Genomic DNA, 18,069 nt, shown 5'->3' with positions numbered 1-18,069 from the left:
GGCATGAGCAAGACAGTCCTGGTGTTGGTAGAAACCGTCGACGATTACCTGCCCTTGCTGGAACAGGCGGGTTATCGGCTGATTCGCGCCCCCTCGCCGCAACTGCGTGCCGATGCCATCCAGCGCCACGCCCATGAAATCGATGCTGTGCTCACCCGTGGCCCGCTGGGCCTGACTGCCGCAGAGATCGATGCGCTGCCCGCATTGCAGATCATCTGCGTGATCGGGGCCGGCTACGAGCAGGTCGACCTGGCCGCCGCCGCCGCCCGTGGTATTACCGTCACCAACGGCGCCGGGGCCAATGCCAGCGCAGTCGCCGACCATACCCTGGCCATGCTGCTGGCGCTGCTGCGCGACATTCCCCGTGCCGACGCCAGTACCCGCCGCGGCGAGTGGAACCGGGTAATCAGCCCGTCGGTGAGCGGCAAGCGCCTGGGCATTCTCGGCCTGGGCGCAGTGGGGCTGGCGATCGCCAAACGTGCCAACCTCGGCTTCGACATGAGCATCAGCTACCACAGCCGCACCCCTCGTCAGAGCGTGCCTTACACCTGGTACGACAGCCCGCTGCACCTGGCCGATGCCGTCGACATCCTGGTGGTGGCCACGCCTGGCGGCGCCACTACTCGTCATCTGGTCGATGCTGCGGTGCTTGAAGCCCTGGGGGCCGAGGGTTACCTGGTGAATATCGCCCGTGCCAGCGTGGTGGACACCCAGGCCCTGGTGGTGGCGCTGGCGGGCGGGCAGCTTGCCGGCGCTGCGCTGGACGTGTTCGATGACGAACCCGAGGTGCCCGATGCCCTCAAGGCCCTCGGCAACACCGTATTGACCCCGCACGTGGCTGGCCAGTCGCCAGAGGCTGCGCGGGACACGGTGATGTTGGTGCTGGGCAATCTGCAGGCGTTCTTCGCCGGCGAGCCGGTGCTGACCCCGGTACGCGACTGACCCTTTTCATTCAGGTGCCCGGCAGCGGCCCGGCCAACAAGGAGTGTGTGCATGCAACTCGAGATCTTCCAGGTCGATGCGTTTTCCGCTGAACCCTTCGGTGGCAACCCGGCGGCGGTGATCCCGCTGGAAAGCTGGTTGCCAGACGATGTGCTGCAACGTATCGCCGAAGAGAACAACTTGTCCGAAACCGCCTATTTCGTGCGCAACGGCGAGGGTTACGACCTGCGTTGGTTCACCCCGACGGTCGAAGTCGACCTGTGTGGCCATGCCACCCTGGCCTCGGCGTATGTGCTGTTCGAGCAGTTGGGTGAACAGGCGCCAGTGCTGCGTTTCAATACCCGCAGTGGCGAATTGCGCGTCAGCCGAGGTGTTGATGGGCTTTTGGCGATGGATTTTCCGGCCAAGCAGCCGGTGGCGGTGGAGGTGCCGGCAGGCTTGCTGGAGGCGCTGGGCTTGAGCGGTGCGCGGGCGGTGTACCAGTCCGACGACTATGTGGTGGTGATCGATGACGCCTCGCTGCTTGACCCGCTGAAGCCGGACTTCGTTGCGCTGTCGGCTTTTGCTGTGCGCGGTATCGCCGTGACTGCGCCGGGCCGCGGGTATGATTTTGTCACCCGTTGGTTTGGTCCGCGGGTTGGTGTGAATGAGGACCCGGTCACGGGGTCGGCGCATACCTCGCTGGCGCCGTTGTGGGCCGAACGGTTGGGCAAGGGTGTTTTGAGCTGTGAGCAGGGTGGGGCGCGCAAGGGGCAGCTGTGTTGCGAAGTGCCGGGCAATGGCCGGGTGATCATTAGCGGGCGGGGGGCGTTGTACCTGCGGGGGAGTGTGTTTATCTGAGTTGGGTGTGTGGGTTTAAAGGTGTAGGCCTTGGGGTTTGCAGCGCCTATGAAATCGAGCGCCGCCCGCGCGGCGCATCGCGACGCAAGGCCGCTCCTACATGTGTTTCGGGCCAGTTATTCCTGGGGTAATGGCGCGCGGCCTCTTGGTGCCCACCTCGATATCGCGTCGTACAAACAAGGCGGTCGCGCGCCAATGGCACAGGCCTCACTGGCCCGAAACAGATGTAGGAGCGGCCTTGCGTCGCGATGCGCCGCGCGGGCGGCGCTCGATTTCATAGGCGCTGCAAAACCCCAGACATGCACCTATAAACCCCAAAGCCATCCCCAGTCATTGTCTCTCGGGCGAATCTGCGGTCAATGCGCCAGCATGAAACACCGACTGCGCTTGCCAAACCTGTGCATTCCTGAGAAAAGGGCGGCTTTGATTTTTCAGCGTTGGAGCATGCCATGAGCAGCGAACTGCAGATCATCGACCTCGTCGTAGGCGACGGCAAGGCCGCCGTCAAAGGCGCCCTGATCACCACTCAGTACACCGGCTGGTTGGCCGACGGCAGCGAGTTCGATTCGTCCTGGTCGCGCGGCAAGCCCTTCCAGTGCGTGATCGGTACCGGTCGGGTGATCAAAGGGTGGGACCAAGGCCTGATGGGCATGCGCGTTGGCGGCAAGCGCAAATTGCAGGTGCCTGCGCAGTTGGGCTATGGCGAGCGCAGTGTGGGGGCGATTCCGCCGCATTCGGACCTGACGTTTGAGATCGAACTGCTGGAAGTGCTGACGCGGGATGATTGAGTGATTGATGTGGTTTTCGGTGTGCAAACCTCAAGGCATGCACACCACCCCCGAAAATTGCGCAAGGAATACATATTTCAGCAACACCCATCCCCTAACCTAAGCCTTGCTCAAGGATCGGCAATCACACGCCAGGGAGGAACCAAACGGGTTGAAGGCACTCTGACTCTCACTCGTTGCCAAGGATGGCACTCACTACAAGGACGCCTCGCGGCTGCGGCGCCGGGCAAGGTGGCGGGTCAACTCGATTCTCTCTGCCACATGAGCCTGCCTTGATGAAGTTGCCAACGTTTCTCCGCCGTCGTCGCCACCTGCTGCTAAGCCTAGTGCTCACAGCTGTAGCCATACCGCTGGCGTTGGAAGCTGTCGAAAGCCGCGCCCAGCCGGCTGATGGCACGCAGACCCTGGTGTTTCTGCGCCATGCCGAGAAACCCGGCGAAGGGCTGGGGCAACTGAACTGCCAAGGCCTCAACCGTGCACTGGACCTGGCCACGTTGCTGCCGGAGCGTTTCGGCAATGCCGACTACGTATTCGCCGCCAACCCGTCGCGGCATGTCGAGGAAGGCAGCAAGGACGAGAGCTACAGTTATATCCGCCCATTGATGACCATCACCCCCAGCGCCATCCGCCTGGGCCTGCCGGTGAACATCGACTACGGCGCCAACGATACCGACGAGCTGGCCGAAGAACTGCTGAGCGACAAATACCGCAACGCGACGGTCTACACGGCCTGGTCCCACGGCTACCTCCCCGAACTCATCAATACCGTGGCCGGCAAGGCCCTGGGTGAAGAGCGGGTGATCACCGAGGACTGGAACGGCGATGATTTCGACACGCTGTACGTGCTGACCCTGACCTGGCACGACGGCAAGGCCAGCCTGCTCAGCCGCAACGTGCGACAAGGCCTCAACGACGGCGCGCATAGCTGCCCGACCTGATCCGCTGTTACTGTCTTGGCAGGGAAGCCGAAGCAGGGGCACTGCAAGATGCAAAAAGTCACGATCATTGGCGGCGGGGTGATTGGCCTGGCGACAGCCTATGCGCTGGTGCGCGAGGGGCTGGCTGTGGACCTGATCGAGGCGCGGGACCGCCTGGCGTTTGCCACCAGTTTCGCCAACGGCGGGCAGCTGTCTTACCGCTATGTGGCGCCATTGGCCGACGCCGGTGTGCTCTGGCAGGCGTTGGGCTGGATGCTGCAGGGGGACTCGCCGCTGCGCTTGCGGTTGCGCCTGGACCCGGCGCAGTGGCGCTGGTTGATGGCGTTCATGCTGGCCTGCCGGCGCAGCGTCAACCGCCGCAACGGTGCACAACTGCTGACGTTGGCGCTGGAAAGCCAGGCCGCCCTGGCGCGTTGGCGCGAGGCCGATGGGCTCACCGATTTCGCCTGGCGGCGTAACGGCAAACTGGTCGCCTTCCGCAGCGAGCGGGCGTTCGCCCATGGGCGTGAGCGCCTGCTTGATCGGAGCAGCCAACGGGTGCTCGATGCTGCCGAACTGCGCGCCCTGGAGCCGGCATTGGCCGAGGCGCCGTTCGTGGGCGGGGTTCTGACGCCTGAAGAGGAAGTCGCCGACTGTCACCGTTTTTGTGAACGCCTGGCCGAGCGCTTGCGCGCATCCGGGCAGTGCCGGTTCCTGCTTGGCAGGCCCGTGACGCGGCTGATCGCCCATCAGGAGCAGGTCGTTGCGCTGCACCTGGGGGGCGAGCAGGTTGACGTTCAGCGCCTGGTGCTGTGCGCGGGGCATCGCAGTGCACGGCTGGCGCTACCGGGCTTGAGGCTGCCGGTCTATCCGCTGAAGGGCTACAGCCTGACAGCGCCGATCAACACGGAACATCGGGCGCCAGAACTCAGCCTTACCGACTACGAGCGCAAGATCGTCTATGCCCGCCTGGACCGGCAATTGCGGGTTGCAGCGATGGTGGACATCGTCGGCTTCGACGAATCGGTGGATGCGCGCAGGCTCCACAGCATGCGCCGGCTGGCACTCGATACGTTGCCCGATGCCGCCGACTACGGGCAGGCGATAGAGTGGGCGGGGATGCGGCCGGCGACCCCTACCGGGGTGCCGATCATTGGTGCTACGGCTTACCGAAACCTGTGGCTGAATCTGGGGCATGGGGCTCTAGGCTTTACCTTGGCCTGTGGCAGTGGGGAGCGGTTGGCCAGGATGTTGCGCTGACTGCACCGGCCACTTCGCGGGGCAAGCCCGCTCCCACAGGTATTTGCGCTGCGTTGGAGAATAGCGCACCTGTGGGAGCGGGCTTGCCCCGCGAAGTGGCTGGTCTTGACGAAGCCCCCTTACCGCCCGAAGCGCATCGGCCAGCCCACCACCTTCTTTACCCTCGGCGTGGCATAGGTGCGTACCTTGGAGGTACTCAAGCCCATGCGCACCAGCGATTCGGCAATGGTCACCGCTGCACTCACACCATCGACCACCGGCACACCGGTACGCTGGCGAATCTGCTCATCCAGCCCGGCCATGCCACCGCAACCCAGGCAGATGACCTCGGCCTTGTCCTCCCGCACGGCGCGTTCGGCCTGTTCGACAATGGCCTCGACGGCACGCTGCGGGTCGGCTTCAAGCTCAAGCACCGCCAGGCCACTGGCGCGCACCGAGGCGCAGCGGTCATACAGCCCAGAGAGCTTCAAGCGGTCCTCGATCAGCGGCACGGTGCGGTCCAGTGTGGTCACCACCGAGTAAGCATGGCCCAGGTACAGGGCAGTGCTGGCGGCTGCATCGGTGATGTCCACCACGGGCACGTTCAGCAGCTCCTGCAGGCCTTCGCGGCCGTGCTCGCCGTAGCCGGCTTGGATCACGGCGTCGTAGGGGCCCTCGTAGGCCAGCACCCGGTCCATCACCGCGATGGCGGCCAGGTAGCTTTCGAAGTTGCCTTCCACCGACTCGGCACCAAACCACGGGGTCAGCCCGATGATCTCGGTACCCGGCGCGGCAACGGCGCGTGCCTGCTCGGCGATGGCCTCGGTGATGGCTTCAGTGGTGTTGACGTTGGCAATCAGAATACGCATGGACGGTTCTCCCTGATCAGTGGCTGCTGTGGTCGACGGCGATGCACTCGCCGCTGACATCCAGGTAATGGCGGTTGCGTGGCGCGATCAGCAAATAGACGGCGGCAGCGATACCGGCACCGATCAACCAGGAGAACGGCGCCACGCTGTGGAAGTTGGGCACCAGTGCGAGGACGATGGCCAGCAGTGCGGCCGGCACGAAGGCGGCCACGGCGCGCAGGTTGATGCCCTTGGTGTAGTGGTAGGCGCCAGCCGGGTCTTCGCTGTACAGCTGCGGCACGTTGATGCAGCCTTTGCGCAGCAACCAGTAGTCGGCCATGATCACCCCGTACAGCGGGCCGAGCAGGGCACCGAGGCCCGACAGGAAGTACACGATCACCAGCGGGCTGTTGTATAGGTTCCAGGGCAGGATCAGCACCGCAAGGGTGGCGCTGATCAGGCCGGCACGGCGGAAGTTCAGGTGGCGGGGTGCCAGGTTGCTGAGCACGAAGGCCGGGGCGACGAAGTTGGCCATGATGTTCACCGCCACCGTGACGATCAGGAAGGCCAGGCAGCCCAATACCAGGAACGGTGTGCTGGGGATGCTGGCGACGATCTGGGTCGGGCTGTCGATGATCTGGCCGTTGATCTGGAACTGCGCGCCGCACAGCACCACGGTGATCATCGCGAACACCAGGATGTTCACCGGCAGGCCCCAGAAGTTACCGACGCGGATGGTCTTGCGGCACGGCGAAGAACGCGCGAAGTCGCAGAAGTTGAGCACCAGAGTGCCGTAGATCGCCAACCACAGCGCACCGCCCGCAAAGATGTTGCGCCACATCTCGTAGCCGGTCAGGGGCGCTGCCACCGACCAGGCGATGCGCGCGTCGGCCTTGAAGTACATGAACACCGCCAGGCTGGCCACGGTCAGCAGAATCACCGGGCCGGCAAAGGCCTCGTAGCGGCGCACCATCTCCATGCCGTAGGCGAGGATCACCAGCTGCACCAGCCAGATCGCCACGAAGCACACCCAGCCCAGGCTCGACAGGCCAAGGATGCTGTCATGGTCGTACACGGCCAGTTGCGGCCACACGGCCGTAAGCAGCACGCGCAGCACCACCGAGGCCAAGTAGGTCTGGATACCGAACCAGGCAATGGCGATGACTGCGCGGATCAGCGCCGGTATCTGCGCGCCGTGGATACCGAAAGCGATGCGGCTGATGACCGGGAACGGTACGCCGGTCTTCTGCCCCATGTAGCCGGACAGGTTCATGAAGAAGTACACCAGCGCAGCGCCGATGCCCAGCGACAAGAGGATCTGCCAGCCGCCCAGCCCCAAGGCGAACAGCCCCATGGCGAAGGAGTAGTTGGCGATGTTGTGCACATCGTTGGTCCATAACGCGAAGATGCTGTAACCGCCCCAGCGCCGGCCTTCGAGGCGTGTCGGGGCAAGGTCGCGGTTGTGCAGGCGCGGGCTCAGGTCAAGTGCTGGCGCAGGCCCGGCAAGGGTGGACGCGGGGTTGCTGCTGGCGACGGAAAGTTCAGGGGCAAGGTTGAGGCTGGTACTCATTCCGGCAGGCTCCTGATGCACGTGGACTGCGATGAGCGGGCAATGCGCACGGGCTCGCCATCTCGTCGGTGCAGCATTGGCATCACTGGGTTCTGGGCGCGGCGGCCGGGTTCTGGTCGGCGTCGCGAGTTCTTGTGTATTTATGTTTTGCTCAACTTGTATACAAAACATGAACACACAAAAGCCAGTTCCATGCCAGGCGAATAGCGACATCGAAGTTGCCACTATTTTGAATCTATCTTGTTGAACGGTAAGTTAATGAAATAACGTCGATATAAGTTGACCATTTGAACAGCTATTATTTTTGCGTGCACTTGTTAGTTGATCAAATGGTCAGAAATGGCGCTGAAAAGGTTGTAACGTATTGGGGCAGGGCTGAGAAAAGTGCACACAAAAATGGCACCTAAGGTGACATTCTTGTGTACAAAAAATAGTCAGCTTTCCACTGTGGCTTTCTTTAGGCCGCAGATTCAATCCATCGGCGGCAGGCGTCGCTTCACCGGGCTTTTCTTGATGATCGCGGTATTGGTCTCGGCCAGCACATTGATCCGGTCGAGCAGGGTGTCGAGCTGTTCCATCGAGCGCACATGCAGGCGGGCAATGAAGCAGTCCTCGCCGGTCACCTTGTCGCACTCAGTGAATTCGGGCAGCGCAATGATTTGCCGCTCCACTTCCTGCAACTGCCCCGGCAGCGGGCGGATACGCACGATCGCCTGCAGTTGATAACCGAAGCTGCGCGGGTCGACATCCACCGTGTAACCGCGCAACACACCGCGCTCCTCCAGGCGGCGCAAGCGTTCGCTGACGCTGGGGGCGGACAGCCCGCTGATCTGCGCCAGGGCCTTGAGCGAACGCCGCGAGTCTTCCATCAGTGCATTGATCAGCAGTTGGTCGATTGCATCGGTCATGCTTCACCTCGTCAGGCTGTTCGATTGATTTGCCTTGATAGTAAAGGCAAGTTGGCTGATACGCCTTTTATATCCGCTGGAAGGTCACCCTCCGACCTTTGCATACTGTTGCCATCGTCAACGGGAGGTGTGAGATGGACAGTTCATTGCGCCGTGGCTCGCTGGAAATGGTCGCTGCCATGCTGATTTCCGGGACCATCGGCTGGTTCGTGCTGGTGTCGGGCCAGCCGGTGCTCGATGTGGTGTTCTGGCGGTGTGTGTTCGGCACCGGCACGTTGCTGGTGATCTGTGCAGCCTTGGGCTTCCTCAAGCCGGGGGTGATCGGCCGCACCGCATTTTTGCTGGCGATTGCCAGCGGCGTGGCCATCGTTGGCAACTGGGTGTTGTTGTTCGCCTCCTATTCGCGCGCTTCGATTGCCATCGGCACGGCGGTGTACAACGTGCAGCCGTTCATCCTGGTGGGGCTGGCAGCGGTGTTTCTGGGGGAGAAGATCACCCTGGCCAAGGTCACCTGGCTGAGTGTCGCCTTCCTTGGCATGTTGGCTATCGTCAGTGCCCACGGTGCGGGGCAGGGCAGTGGCGAGGATTACTTGTTGGGCATCGGCCTGGCGCTGGGCGCGGCGTTCTTGTATGCAATCGCTGCGTTGATCATCAAACGCCTCAAAGGCACGCCGCCGCACCTGATCGCCTTGATCCAGGTGGCAACCGGTGTGCTGCTGCTGGCGCCGTGGGTCAAGCTGGGCGGTCTGCCTGGCGAAACTTCGGCATTGGCCAGCCTGGTGACCCTGGGTATCGTGCACACCGGGGTGATGTATGTGCTGCTGTACAGCGCCATCCAGCGTTTGCCTACGGCACTGACCGGCGCGCTGTCGTTCGTTTACCCGATTGCCGCGATCCTGGTCGACTGGGTGGCCTTCGGGCATCGGCTGGCACCCCTGCAATGGCTCGGCGTGGCGCTGATTCTGCTGGCGGCGGCGGGGATGCAGCAGGGCTGGTGGTTCCGCCCTGCGCGGGTTGCAGTCAAGCATTGAAGAGGCGGACAAGGGTAGAATGCCGCTTTTTCCAGCTTGCGACCCGCCATGACCTCGCCGATCCAGACCCTCGAGCAACACCTGCTCACCGCCCTCGACCCCGCCCCGCAGGAAACCCGCCGGCTGTTCCACGGCCGCGGCCGCTGCTGGCCGGGCCTTGAGCAAGTGACTGTGGACTGGCTCCAGGGCGTGCTGTCAGTAGCGCTGTTTCGCGAGCCGCCGGAGGGCCAACTGGCCGAGCTGGAGGCCATGCTGCAGAGCCTGGCCCAGCGCCCGCAATGGGCCGGTCAGGCCATCCTCATCCAGCACCGCTACCTGCCGGACAGCCCCGGCCAATGGTTGCTGGGCGAGCCCTGCCAGCAGCGCGAGGTGGTCGAGGATGGCTTGACCTACCTGCTGGACCTGGGCGTGCGCCAGAACAACGGCCTGTTCCTGGACATGCGCTATGGCCGGCGCTGGGTGCGCGAGCAGGCGGCGGGCAAGCGGGTGCTCAACCTGTTCGCCTATACCTGTGGTTTTTCGCTGGCGGCCATCGCCGGTGGCGCCGAACAGGTGGTGAACCTGGACATGGCCAAGTCGGCGTTGTCCCGCGGGCGCGACAATCACCGGCTCAATGGCCACGATGCGTCGCGGGTGGCGTACCTGGGGCATGAATTGTTCAAATCGTGGGGCAAGGTGCGCAAGTACGGCCCTTATGACCTGATCATCATCGACCCACCGACCTTCCAGAAGGGCAGCTTTGTGTTGACCCAGGACTACGCGAAGATCTTGCGGCGCTTGCCCGAGTTGCTGAACGAGGGCGGCACGGTGCTGGCGTGTGTGAACGACCCGGCGATCGGCCCGGAATTTCTGATCGAGGGCATGGCCGAGCAGGCGCCAACGTTGGCCTTCGTCGAGCGGCTGGAGAACCCGCCGGAGTTTCCTGATGCGGACCCAGCGGGGGGCTTGAAGGCCTTGGTATTCCGCCAGGCCTAAGTCTTCCTGTAGCGCCCCTTCGCGGTTTCCCCGCGAAGGGGCCGGGCGTGCCTGCATCAAGCAGTAACGGCGCGTACCGGCAGCGGATACACCTGGGCAAAGCTCACCTTCTCGGTCTGGTCCACACGTTTCTTGAGCCGTTCATTGAACGCCCGGCTAACTGCATACTGCCCGCCGGAAATGGTACGGAACTGCGCCGTCAGGACAAACCCGTTCAAGTCCATGCGGTCCACCCCGAACACTTGCAGCGGCCCCTGCAGGTTGATGCGCAGCAGCGGGTCGTGGCTGATCGACTGCCCCACCTCGTGGATTAGCGCCAGCGATTCATCGACGTCGCTGTCGTAAGTGAACTGCACCGAGAAGAACGCATAGGCGAACTGGCGCGACTGGTTGGTGACTGCCTTGATCTGGCCGAACGGCACCGAGTGCACGAACCCCTTGCCGTCGCGCAGGCGCAGGGTGCGGATGGTCAGGCTTTCGACGGTGCCGGCGTGGCCTGAGTCGAGCACTACCCAGTCACCGATCGAGATGGTGTCTTCGATCAAGATGAACAGCCCCGTGATCACGTCCTGCACCAGTTGCTGCGAGCCGAAGCCGATGGCCAGGCCGATTACCCCGGCACCGGCCAGCAGCGGTGCGACGTTGATGCCCAGGTTGGCCATGGTGGTGATGGTGCAGATGACGATCAGCACCACTTTTACGGCATTGCGCAGCATCGGCAGGATGGTCCGCACCCGGGTACTCGGCTGGCGCGCCGCGCGGCGCCCGACCGCGGGTTTCAGCGCTTCCTGGATGGCGGTGTCGAGGACCACCCACAGCAGCCAGGTCACCAGCAGAATCAGGCCGATGCTCGACAGCGAATTGCTGATCGCCTGGCCCAGGCTGTTGCTCAGGGCGAAGCCGATCACCGAAACGCCCCAGATGCGCCCGAGCAGCTCGATGAAAGCCACCGCCATGGCGATGCGCAACAGCGCGTGGGCGAGGCTGCGCAGCAGTTCCTTGTAAGGCCGAACCCGTTGCCCGGCATCCGCTTCGCGGGGCGCCAGCAGGTGCTGCAGCAAGGTGCTGAGAAACACCGTGGACACCAGCAGCACGGTAGTCAGCAAAGCCTTTTGCAGCGCCTTCTGGCTTTCTTCGCCGGCGCCGATCAGGTGAATCGCCGAGACCAGGATCATCAACAGGATCGGCAGGTACCACAGCACCGAGAAGATCCGCAGGGTTTCCTGCACGGCCCGATGTTGCACGCGGTCCTTGAGCGCACGGTTGCGAATCAGATGGGCCACCGGGCGGCGCAGGCGGATCACCAGGCTGGCGAAGATGAACGTGGCGGCCAGGCCGGTGAACACGGCGATGCTGGCAGTGATGTTACCGCCCAACTGGCGGGCGATCTGCGGGCTGGTCAAGGCATCGCTCCAGGCCGCCAGGAAGCCGATCAGAAACAGCGGTCGCGGGGCCAGGCGCTTGATCACGGCCACGGCAGGGCGCTTGTGGCCGGCATCAAACAACGTAATCAAGCACAGGATGATCGAGGTCGAGAACAGGCCGCTGCTGGTGGCGTAGGCCAGGCTCAGGCCAAGGGCACGGGCTACCGAGGGGTCGAGGAAACGGCTGATGTAGAGGGTCAGCGGCAGGCTGGCCAGCGCCGGCAGGGTATAGGGCAGCAGGTAGCCGAGCAGGCTGCTGGCGCGCTGGCGCTCGTTCAGCCATGGGGTGGCCGAAGCGCGCTTGCTGAGCCAGCGGCCGAGGCTGGTAAGCACCGCGAAGCTGGCGGCCCAGGTGAGGGTCAGCAAGATGAAGTTGCCCGCCAACTGCAGCGAATCGCTGGCCGAGTGGCGGTCGACCAGGCGTTCCATTTCCTTGGCCGCGCGGTCGGTGCGCAGGCGCCAGGCATCGACCAGGTGGGCATCGAGGTCAAGCTCCTGGGCGGCGCTGTCCAGGCCGTCGGCCAGGGCGCCGAGCAGCCCGCCTTGCAGGACCGGTTCCGGTTCGGTGGGTTGTTCTTCGGCAGGTGCAGGGTCTGCAGCCAGCAGATGGGTGCTCAGCAGGCAGCCGAGCAGCAGGGTGGAGAGGTAACGCAGCACTGGAGTACTCCTTCGGCCGGGGTGAGCGGGGCAGGGTTACTCAAGGAACTGATTGGTGGGGGTGGGGAAAGTTCGATGGGGTGTGTTGCCAGCACCGGCCTCTGCGCGGGTAAACCCGCTGCCACAGAGGCCGACACTGGCTGGGTCAATTACTGATTGGTGTAGATCTGGTCGAACACGCCCCCGTCGTTGAAGTGGGTTTTTTGCACGGTGCGCCAGTCACCAAAGGTCTTCTCCACCGACAGGAAGTCCACTTTCGGGAAGCGGTCGGTGTACTTGGCCAGCACTGTCGCATCGCGTGGGCGCAGGTAGTTGTTGGCCGCGATTTCCTGGGCTTCTGGCGACCACAGGTACTTCAGGTACTCCTCGGCCACTGCCTGGGTACCTTTCTTCGCCACCACCTTGTCGACCACGCTTACCGGTGGCTCGGCTTCGGCGGACACACTTGGGTAGACCACTTCGAACTGGTCGCGGCCGAATTCGCGGGCGATCATTTCGGCTTCGTTCTCGAAGGTCACCAGCACGTCGCCGATCTGATTGGTCATGAAGGTGGTGGTGGCGGCGCGGCCACCGGTATCAAGGACTGGCGCCTGCTTGAACAGCTTGCCGACGAAGTCACGGGCCTTGGCCTCGTCACCGCCTTGCTTGAGCACATAGCCCCACGCCGACAGGTAGGTATAGCGGCCGTTACCCGAGGTCTTGGGGTTGGGCACTATCACCTGCACGCCGTCCTTGAGCAGGTCGGGCCAGTCTTTCAGTGCCTTGGGGTTGCCCTTGCGCACGATGAACACGGTGGCCGAGGTGAACGGCGCGCTGTTGTTCGGCAGGCGGGTCACCCAGTTGTCCGGCACCAGTTTGCCGTGATCGACCAAGGCATTGATGTCGGTGGCCATGTTCATGGTGATGACATCGGCCGGCAGGCCATCGATGACTGCACGCGCCTGCTTGCTCGAACCGCCGAAGGACATCTGCACGTTGACCTTCTCGTTGTGCTCGGCCTCCCAGTGCTTCTGGAACGCTGAGTTGTAGTCCTTGTAGAAGTCACGCATCACGTCGTAGGAGACGTTGAGCAGGGTCGGGGCCGCCTGGGCGAAGTTGCCCAGGGCAAGGCCCGCGGCCAGCAGCGAAGCAGTGAACAGTTTTTTCACGACGCATTCCTTGTTCTTGAACAGTATTGGGCAGAGTGCCAGCGACTATAGCGGGTGCCTTGCTGCTGTTTAAAGAACAAAAAACGCTTTGGTTATTCCCGCTTGGGAAACAGCGCATTGCCACAACGCGAGCAGAATGCGGCGCCGTGTTCGTGGCTGTTCTTGCGGCAGGTGGGGCAGTCATGCTGCAACTGCTCCCCGCGCATGGCATTGGCCAGCTCGGCGGTGAAAATCCCGGTGGGTACGGCAATGATCGAATAACCGGTAATCATCACCAGCGACGACAGCACCTGCCCCAGCGGCGTCTTCGGCACGATGTCGCCGAAGCCCACCGTGGTCAGGGTGACGATCGCCCAGTAGATGCCCTTGGGAATGCTGGTAAAGCCATGCTCCGGCCCTTCGATCACGTACATCAAGGTGCCGAACACGGTCACCAGGGTCGACACGGTGACCAGGAACACGATGATCTTCTGCTTGCTGCCGCGCAGCGCCGCCATCAAGTAGTTGGCCTGCTTGAGGTACTGGCCGAGCTTGAGCACGCGGAAGATCCGCAGCATGCGGATGACCCGGATGATCAGCAGGTATTGCGCGTCGCTGTAATAGAGGGCGATGACTCCAGGGACGATCGCCAGCAGGTCGACCAGGCCGTAGAAGCTGAAGGCGTAGCGCAAGGGTTTGGGCGAGCAGTACAGGCGCGTCAGGTATTCGGCCAGGAAGATCGCGGTGAAACCCCATTCGATGCCCGCCAGCAGGCCGGCGTAGCCCTGATGGACAGCGTCGATGCTGTCGAGGATCACCGTGACCAGGCTGGCGAGGATGATCAGCAGGAGGGTTTTGTCGAAGCGTCTTCCAGCCACGGTGTCGGTCTGGAAGACGATGATGTAGAGCCGCTCGCGCAGGCTCGCAGGGTTGTTCATTGGCTCGTCCACAAAGCGATAAAGAAAGCGATGGGCTGAGCCTAGGGGCTGCGTTTCAGCTGTGCAAGCGGGATGCATTGCGCCGCTGATTGAGTTGAGCCAGGTAGTTGCCCAGGTGCATGAGCCAGCAGGCTGTGACGAAGGGGGCGGTCAGCCCGGCCACCGGCAACAAGGCGAACAGGGGTTGCAGCAGCAGGGCCAGTGCAATCGCCAGCAGTGTCACCCCTGGGCGCTCGCCCTGCCTGCTGAACGCCAACGCTGCCAATGCGGCGTTGAAGCCGTACAAACCCATCCAGGCTACCTGCGCCTGGTCGGTCAGTAATGCGACACCAGCGCCGATGGCAGAGCCGATCACCGCCCAGGTTGCTGCATAAGGATTTGCAAGGTACATGCCGATGACGATCAGCAGGCCCGCCATTGGCTTGTCGAGCAAGAACACCTGGCCCACGCCACGCAGCAGCGCAGACAGCGGGTCGGCTTCGACAGGGAGTGCGGCCGAGGGCTCGGCCAGCAGCAGGGTACCCCAGCCGAGAAGGACGAAGGGGGCGGTGTAGGCGACCAGCAACTTGCCGCCGCGCTTGCGCCACTGGTGGGTGATGATGCTCGACAGCCCGCCAGCGGCAATGATCAGCGGCGGCAGGATGGCCGACCATGGCAGCACCGCACTGATCAGAATGCCGATCAGCACGCCGTTGTAGCAGTACAAGCCGGCCTGACGGTCGGCGCGGTCGTAGCCGCGCCGTTGTGCGGTGAGCAGGCCGGCGAGGGCGCCGAGCAGGGCGCCACCGACCAGGCTGGGGGCGGTCAGCAGGATGGCCAGCAGGCAGCACAGGCCGCACAGGGGGTTGCGCAGCAGCAGCACTTGGCTGAAGCCGTTGAGCAGCGCCGTCGCCCAGTCAGGGCACGGGTTGACGAAATTTTTGGTGTACATGGGGCAGTCGGTAAGGTTGAGGGTTGAGCGGTGGGCCTCTTTGGGCCTCGGGTTGTCCGCAGGTCTGGTGTAACGGTGTTCGGGGAGGGCTTTGCCCTCCATTCGCGGGGCAAGCCCGCTCCCACAGGCGCAAGGCAATTGAATGCCATGCAGTCCCTGTGGGAGCGGGCTTGCCCCGCGAAAGGGCCCGGAATCAGACCAAGGTCTCGATCCGTAGCGTATTAGTCGAGCCTGGCTTGCCGAAAGGCACACCAGCGGTGATCAGCAGCGTGTCACCGCGGCTGGCCATGCCTTGGGCCTGGGCAATCTCCAACGCCGTCGAGCAGATCTCGTCAACCTGGCGCAGGCGGTCGTTGACCACCGAGTGCACGCCCCAGGCCACGCTCAGGCGGCGCGCGGTGTTCAAGTTCGGCGTCAGGTTGAGGATCGGTGCCCGTGGTCGCTCGCGGGCGGCGCGCAGGGTCGAGGCGCCCGACTCGCTGTAGTTGACCAGCACCGCCACCGGCAGGATGCCGCTGATACGGCGGATCGCGCAGCTGATGGCGTCCGACACGGTGGCCTCGGCTTTTGGCCGGCCAACGTCGAGCTGGGCCTGGTAGTCCGGGCCGTTCTCCACCTGGCGGATGATCTTGCTCATCATCTGCACGGCTTCCAGCGGGTAATCGCCCGACGCAGTCTCGGCCGACAGCATCACCGCATCGGCACCTTCGGCCACGGCGTTGGCCACGTCGGTGACTTCGGCGCGGGTCGGGGCTGGCGAGAAGCGCATCGACTCAAGCATCTGCGTGGCCACCACCACCGGTTTGCCCAGCTGGCGGCAGGTGCCGATGATGCGCTTCTGGATCTGCGGCACGCTTTCGGCCGGCACTTCCACGCCCAGGTCGCCACGGGCCACCATGATCGCGTCGGACAGCTCGGCGATCGCTTGCAGCTGTTCGACGGCGGACGGCTTCTCGATCTTGGCCATCAGGTAGGCGCGGTCACCGATCAACTGGCGCGCTTCGGTGATGTCTTCCGGGCGCTGCACGAACGACAGGGCCACCCAGTCCACGCCCAGTTCAAGGCCAAAGGCCAGGTCGAGACGGTCTTTTTCAGTCAGCGGGGAGAGCGCCAGCACTGCTTGCGGCACGTTGACGCCCTTGCGGTCGGACAGCTCGCCACCGGCCAGCACTTCGGTGTCGATGGCATCGCTGTGCTTGGCGGTCACCCGCAGGCGCAGCTTGCCGTCGTCGAGCAGCAGGTCCATGCCTGGCTCTAATGCGGTGATGATCTCCGGGTGTGGCAGGTTGACCCGGCGGTTGTCGCCCGGGGCTTTGTCCAGGTCCAGGCGCAGGGCCTGGCCGCGCTGCAGTTGCACCTTGCCTTCGGCAAAGCGGCCAACGCGCAGCTTCGGCCCCTGCAAGTCCATGAGGATGCCCAGCGGGTAGTTCAGTTGCTGCTCGACTTCGCGGATCCACTGGTAGCGCATGGCGTGGTCGGCGTGCTCGCCGTGGCTGAAGTTGAGGCGGAAGATGTTCACCCCGGCTTCGACCAGCTGGCGGATGTCGTCGATACCCTGGGTCGCAGGGCCGAGGGTGGCGAGGATTTTGACTTTTTTATCAGGCGTCATGATTGCGGAGTCTCGAGGATCAGGATGGCGCGGAAGTCGTTGACGTTGGTGCGCGTCGGCTCGGTGACGATCAACGCATCGAGCGCGGCGAAGTAGCCGTAGCCGTTGTTGTTGTCCAACTCGTCGCTGGCCGAAAGGCCCAGGGCTTCGGCACGGGCGTAGCTGCCCGGGGTCATGAAGGCACCGGCGTTTTCTTCGGAGCCATCGATGCCGTCGGTGTCGCCGGCCAGGGCGTACACGCCTGGCAGGCCCTTGAGGTTCTCGGTGAGGCTGAGCAGGAACTCGGCGTTGCGCCCGCCACGGCCGTTGCCGCGCACGGTGACGGTGGTTTCGCCGCCAGAGAGGATCACGCAGGGCGCCTTGAGCGGCTGGCCGTGCAGCACGATCTGCCGGGCAATACCGGCGTGCACCTTGGCCACTTCGCGCGATTCGCCTTCCAGGTCGCCGAGTATCAGCGGGCTGAAACCGGCCTGGCGGGCTTTGACCGCAGCGGCTTCCAGCGACTGCTGGGGCTTGGCGATCAATTGGAAATGGCTGCGAGCCAGGGCCGGGTCATCGGCCTTGACGGTTTCCGAAGCCGGGTTGTTGAGCCAGTCGATAACCGCCTTGGGCGCGTCGATGCTGTAGCGCTTGAGGATGGCCAGGGCGTCGGCGCTGGTGCTCGGGTCGGCGACGGTGGGGCCGGAGGCGATGACGGTGGCCAGGTCGCCAGGCACATCGGAAATCGCATAGGTGTAGACGGTGGCCGGCCAGCAGGCTTTGGCCAGGCGGCCGCCCTTGATCGCCGAGAGGTGCTTGCGTACGCAGTTCATCTCGCCGATGGTGGCGCCAGACTTGAGCAGTGCCTTGTTGATGTGCTGCTTGTCGGCCAGGGTCAGGCCCTCGGCAGGCAGGGCCAACAGGGCGGAACCGCCGCCAGACAATAGGAAGATGACGCGGTCGTCTTCGTTCAGGTTGCTGACCAGTTCCAGCACGCGTTTGGCCACGGCCAGGCCGGCGGCATCGGGGACCGGGTGGGCGGCTTCGACCACCTCGATCTTCTGGCAGTTGGCGCCGTGGCCGTAGCGGGTGACGACGAGGCCGGACACTTCGCCCTGCCAGCTTTTCTCGACCACTTCGGCCATAGCGGCTGCGGCCTTGCCAGCGCCGATGACGATGACCCGGCCGCTACGGTCGGCGGGCAGGTAGGGTTCGAGGACTTGGCGCGGGTGGGCGGCGGCGATGGCTGTGTCGAACAGCTCGCGAAGAATTTTTTGCGGATCGACCGACATGGCAGGCTCCCAATTATTGTTGTTCTGCAGAATCGAAAACGCCCCTGGAACTGC

Annotated in this window: 16 protein-coding genes; 7 read left to right on the top strand and 9 right to left on the bottom strand. The window is 63.8% G+C overall.

Annotation, left to right across the window (positions count from 1 at the left end; genetic code table 11):
- Positions 1-3 precede the first annotated feature (3 nt).
- From CKW22_RS02700 to CKW22_RS02680, 5 genes are all read left to right on the top strand, one after another.
- Complete coding sequence (locus CKW22_RS02700; RefSeq protein ID WP_033699420.1) at positions 4-942, top strand: 2-hydroxyacid dehydrogenase; 939 nt, start codon at positions 4-6, stop codon at positions 940-942.
- Between the two features lie 51 nt (positions 943-993).
- Positions 994-1,782, top strand: coding sequence for a PhzF family phenazine biosynthesis protein (locus CKW22_RS02695; protein ID WP_033699419.1), 789 nt, complete (start codon positions 994-996; stop codon positions 1,780-1,782).
- Between the two features lie 449 nt (positions 1,783-2,231).
- Positions 2,232-2,570, top strand: a complete 339-nt coding sequence (locus CKW22_RS02690; RefSeq protein ID WP_095063716.1) for an FKBP-type peptidyl-prolyl cis-trans isomerase — start codon at positions 2,232-2,234, stop codon at positions 2,568-2,570.
- A 275-nt stretch (positions 2,571-2,845) separates the two neighbouring features.
- On the top strand, positions 2,846-3,508 hold the full coding sequence (locus CKW22_RS02685) for a hypothetical protein (RefSeq protein ID WP_033699417.1): 663 nt from the start codon (positions 2,846-2,848) through the stop codon (positions 3,506-3,508).
- 48 nt (positions 3,509-3,556) lie between these two features.
- Positions 3,557-4,747 carry a D-amino acid dehydrogenase gene (locus CKW22_RS02680; RefSeq protein ID WP_095063715.1) on the top strand — a complete coding sequence of 397 codons (1,191 nt, stop codon included), beginning with the start codon at positions 3,557-3,559 and terminating at the stop codon, positions 4,745-4,747.
- A gap of 119 nt (positions 4,748-4,866) precedes the next feature.
- On the opposite strand, the gene CKW22_RS02675 is transcribed toward CKW22_RS02680, so the two are convergent.
- The 3 genes from CKW22_RS02675 to CKW22_RS02665 form a co-directional block, all read right to left on the bottom strand.
- Positions 4,867-5,595: an aspartate/glutamate racemase family protein gene (locus CKW22_RS02675; protein WP_033699415.1), complete on the bottom strand. Its 729-nt coding sequence runs from the start codon at positions 5,593-5,595 to the stop codon at positions 4,867-4,869.
- A 16-nt stretch (positions 5,596-5,611) separates the two neighbouring features.
- Complete coding sequence (locus CKW22_RS02670) at positions 5,612-7,144, bottom strand: NCS1 family nucleobase:cation symporter-1 (protein ID WP_047583651.1); 1,533 nt, start codon at positions 7,142-7,144, stop codon at positions 5,612-5,614.
- A 470-nt stretch (positions 7,145-7,614) separates the two neighbouring features.
- A complete protein-coding gene (locus CKW22_RS02665; protein WP_033699412.1) occupies positions 7,615-8,052 on the bottom strand; it encodes an Lrp/AsnC family transcriptional regulator in 438 nt (145 codons plus the stop codon).
- A gap of 134 nt (positions 8,053-8,186) precedes the next feature.
- On the opposite strand from CKW22_RS02665, the gene CKW22_RS02660 reads away from it, so the two are divergent.
- Both CKW22_RS02660 and CKW22_RS02655 read left to right on the top strand, forming a co-directional pair.
- Positions 8,187-9,083 (top strand): DMT family transporter, encoded by an 897-nt coding sequence (locus CKW22_RS02660; protein ID WP_033699411.1) that lies wholly within the window; start codon positions 8,187-8,189, stop codon positions 9,081-9,083.
- Positions 9,084-9,131: 48 nt separating this feature from the next.
- Positions 9,132-10,058, top strand: coding sequence for a class I SAM-dependent methyltransferase (locus CKW22_RS02655; RefSeq protein WP_095063714.1), 927 nt, complete (start codon positions 9,132-9,134; stop codon positions 10,056-10,058).
- Between the two features lie 56 nt (positions 10,059-10,114).
- Here CKW22_RS02655 and CKW22_RS02650 read toward each other — a convergent pair whose 3' ends face one another.
- The 6 genes from CKW22_RS02650 to CKW22_RS02625 all read right to left on the bottom strand — a co-directional run bounded on the left by CKW22_RS02650 (position 10,115) and on the right by CKW22_RS02625 (position 18,015).
- A complete protein-coding gene (locus tag CKW22_RS02650) occupies positions 10,115-12,139 on the bottom strand; it encodes a mechanosensitive ion channel family protein (RefSeq protein WP_047583649.1) in 2,025 nt (674 codons plus the stop codon).
- A 149-nt stretch (positions 12,140-12,288) separates the two neighbouring features.
- Positions 12,289-13,287, bottom strand: coding sequence for a sulfate ABC transporter substrate-binding protein (locus CKW22_RS02645; RefSeq protein ID WP_095063713.1), 999 nt, complete (start codon positions 13,285-13,287; stop codon positions 12,289-12,291).
- A gap of 92 nt (positions 13,288-13,379) precedes the next feature.
- Positions 13,380-14,204, bottom strand: coding sequence for an ion transporter (locus tag CKW22_RS02640; RefSeq protein ID WP_033699404.1), 825 nt, complete (start codon positions 14,202-14,204; stop codon positions 13,380-13,382).
- Between the two features lie 55 nt (positions 14,205-14,259).
- Complete coding sequence (locus CKW22_RS02635; RefSeq protein WP_033699402.1) at positions 14,260-15,135, bottom strand: urea transporter; 876 nt, start codon at positions 15,133-15,135, stop codon at positions 14,260-14,262.
- A 193-nt stretch (positions 15,136-15,328) separates the two neighbouring features.
- The gene (gene pyk / locus CKW22_RS02630; RefSeq protein WP_033699401.1) at positions 15,329-16,744 is read right to left on the bottom strand and encodes a pyruvate kinase; all 1,416 of its coding nucleotides are present in this window, start codon (positions 16,742-16,744) and stop codon (positions 15,329-15,331) included.
- Positions 16,741-18,015, bottom strand: coding sequence for a glycerate kinase (locus CKW22_RS02625; protein ID WP_033699399.1), 1,275 nt, complete (start codon positions 18,013-18,015; stop codon positions 16,741-16,743). Before CKW22_RS02625 ends, pyk begins: the two co-directional genes overlap by 4 nt.
- Between the last annotated feature and the right edge of the window lie 54 nt (positions 18,016-18,069).

It is taken from the genome of Pseudomonas sp. Irchel s3f19 (assembly GCF_900187555.1).
Lineage (GTDB): Bacteria > Pseudomonadota > Gammaproteobacteria > Pseudomonadales > Pseudomonadaceae > Aquipseudomonas > Aquipseudomonas capeferrum.
The sequence above is the reverse complement of the archived record's forward strand: the minus strand, read 5'-3'. Positions and strand labels throughout refer to the sequence as shown.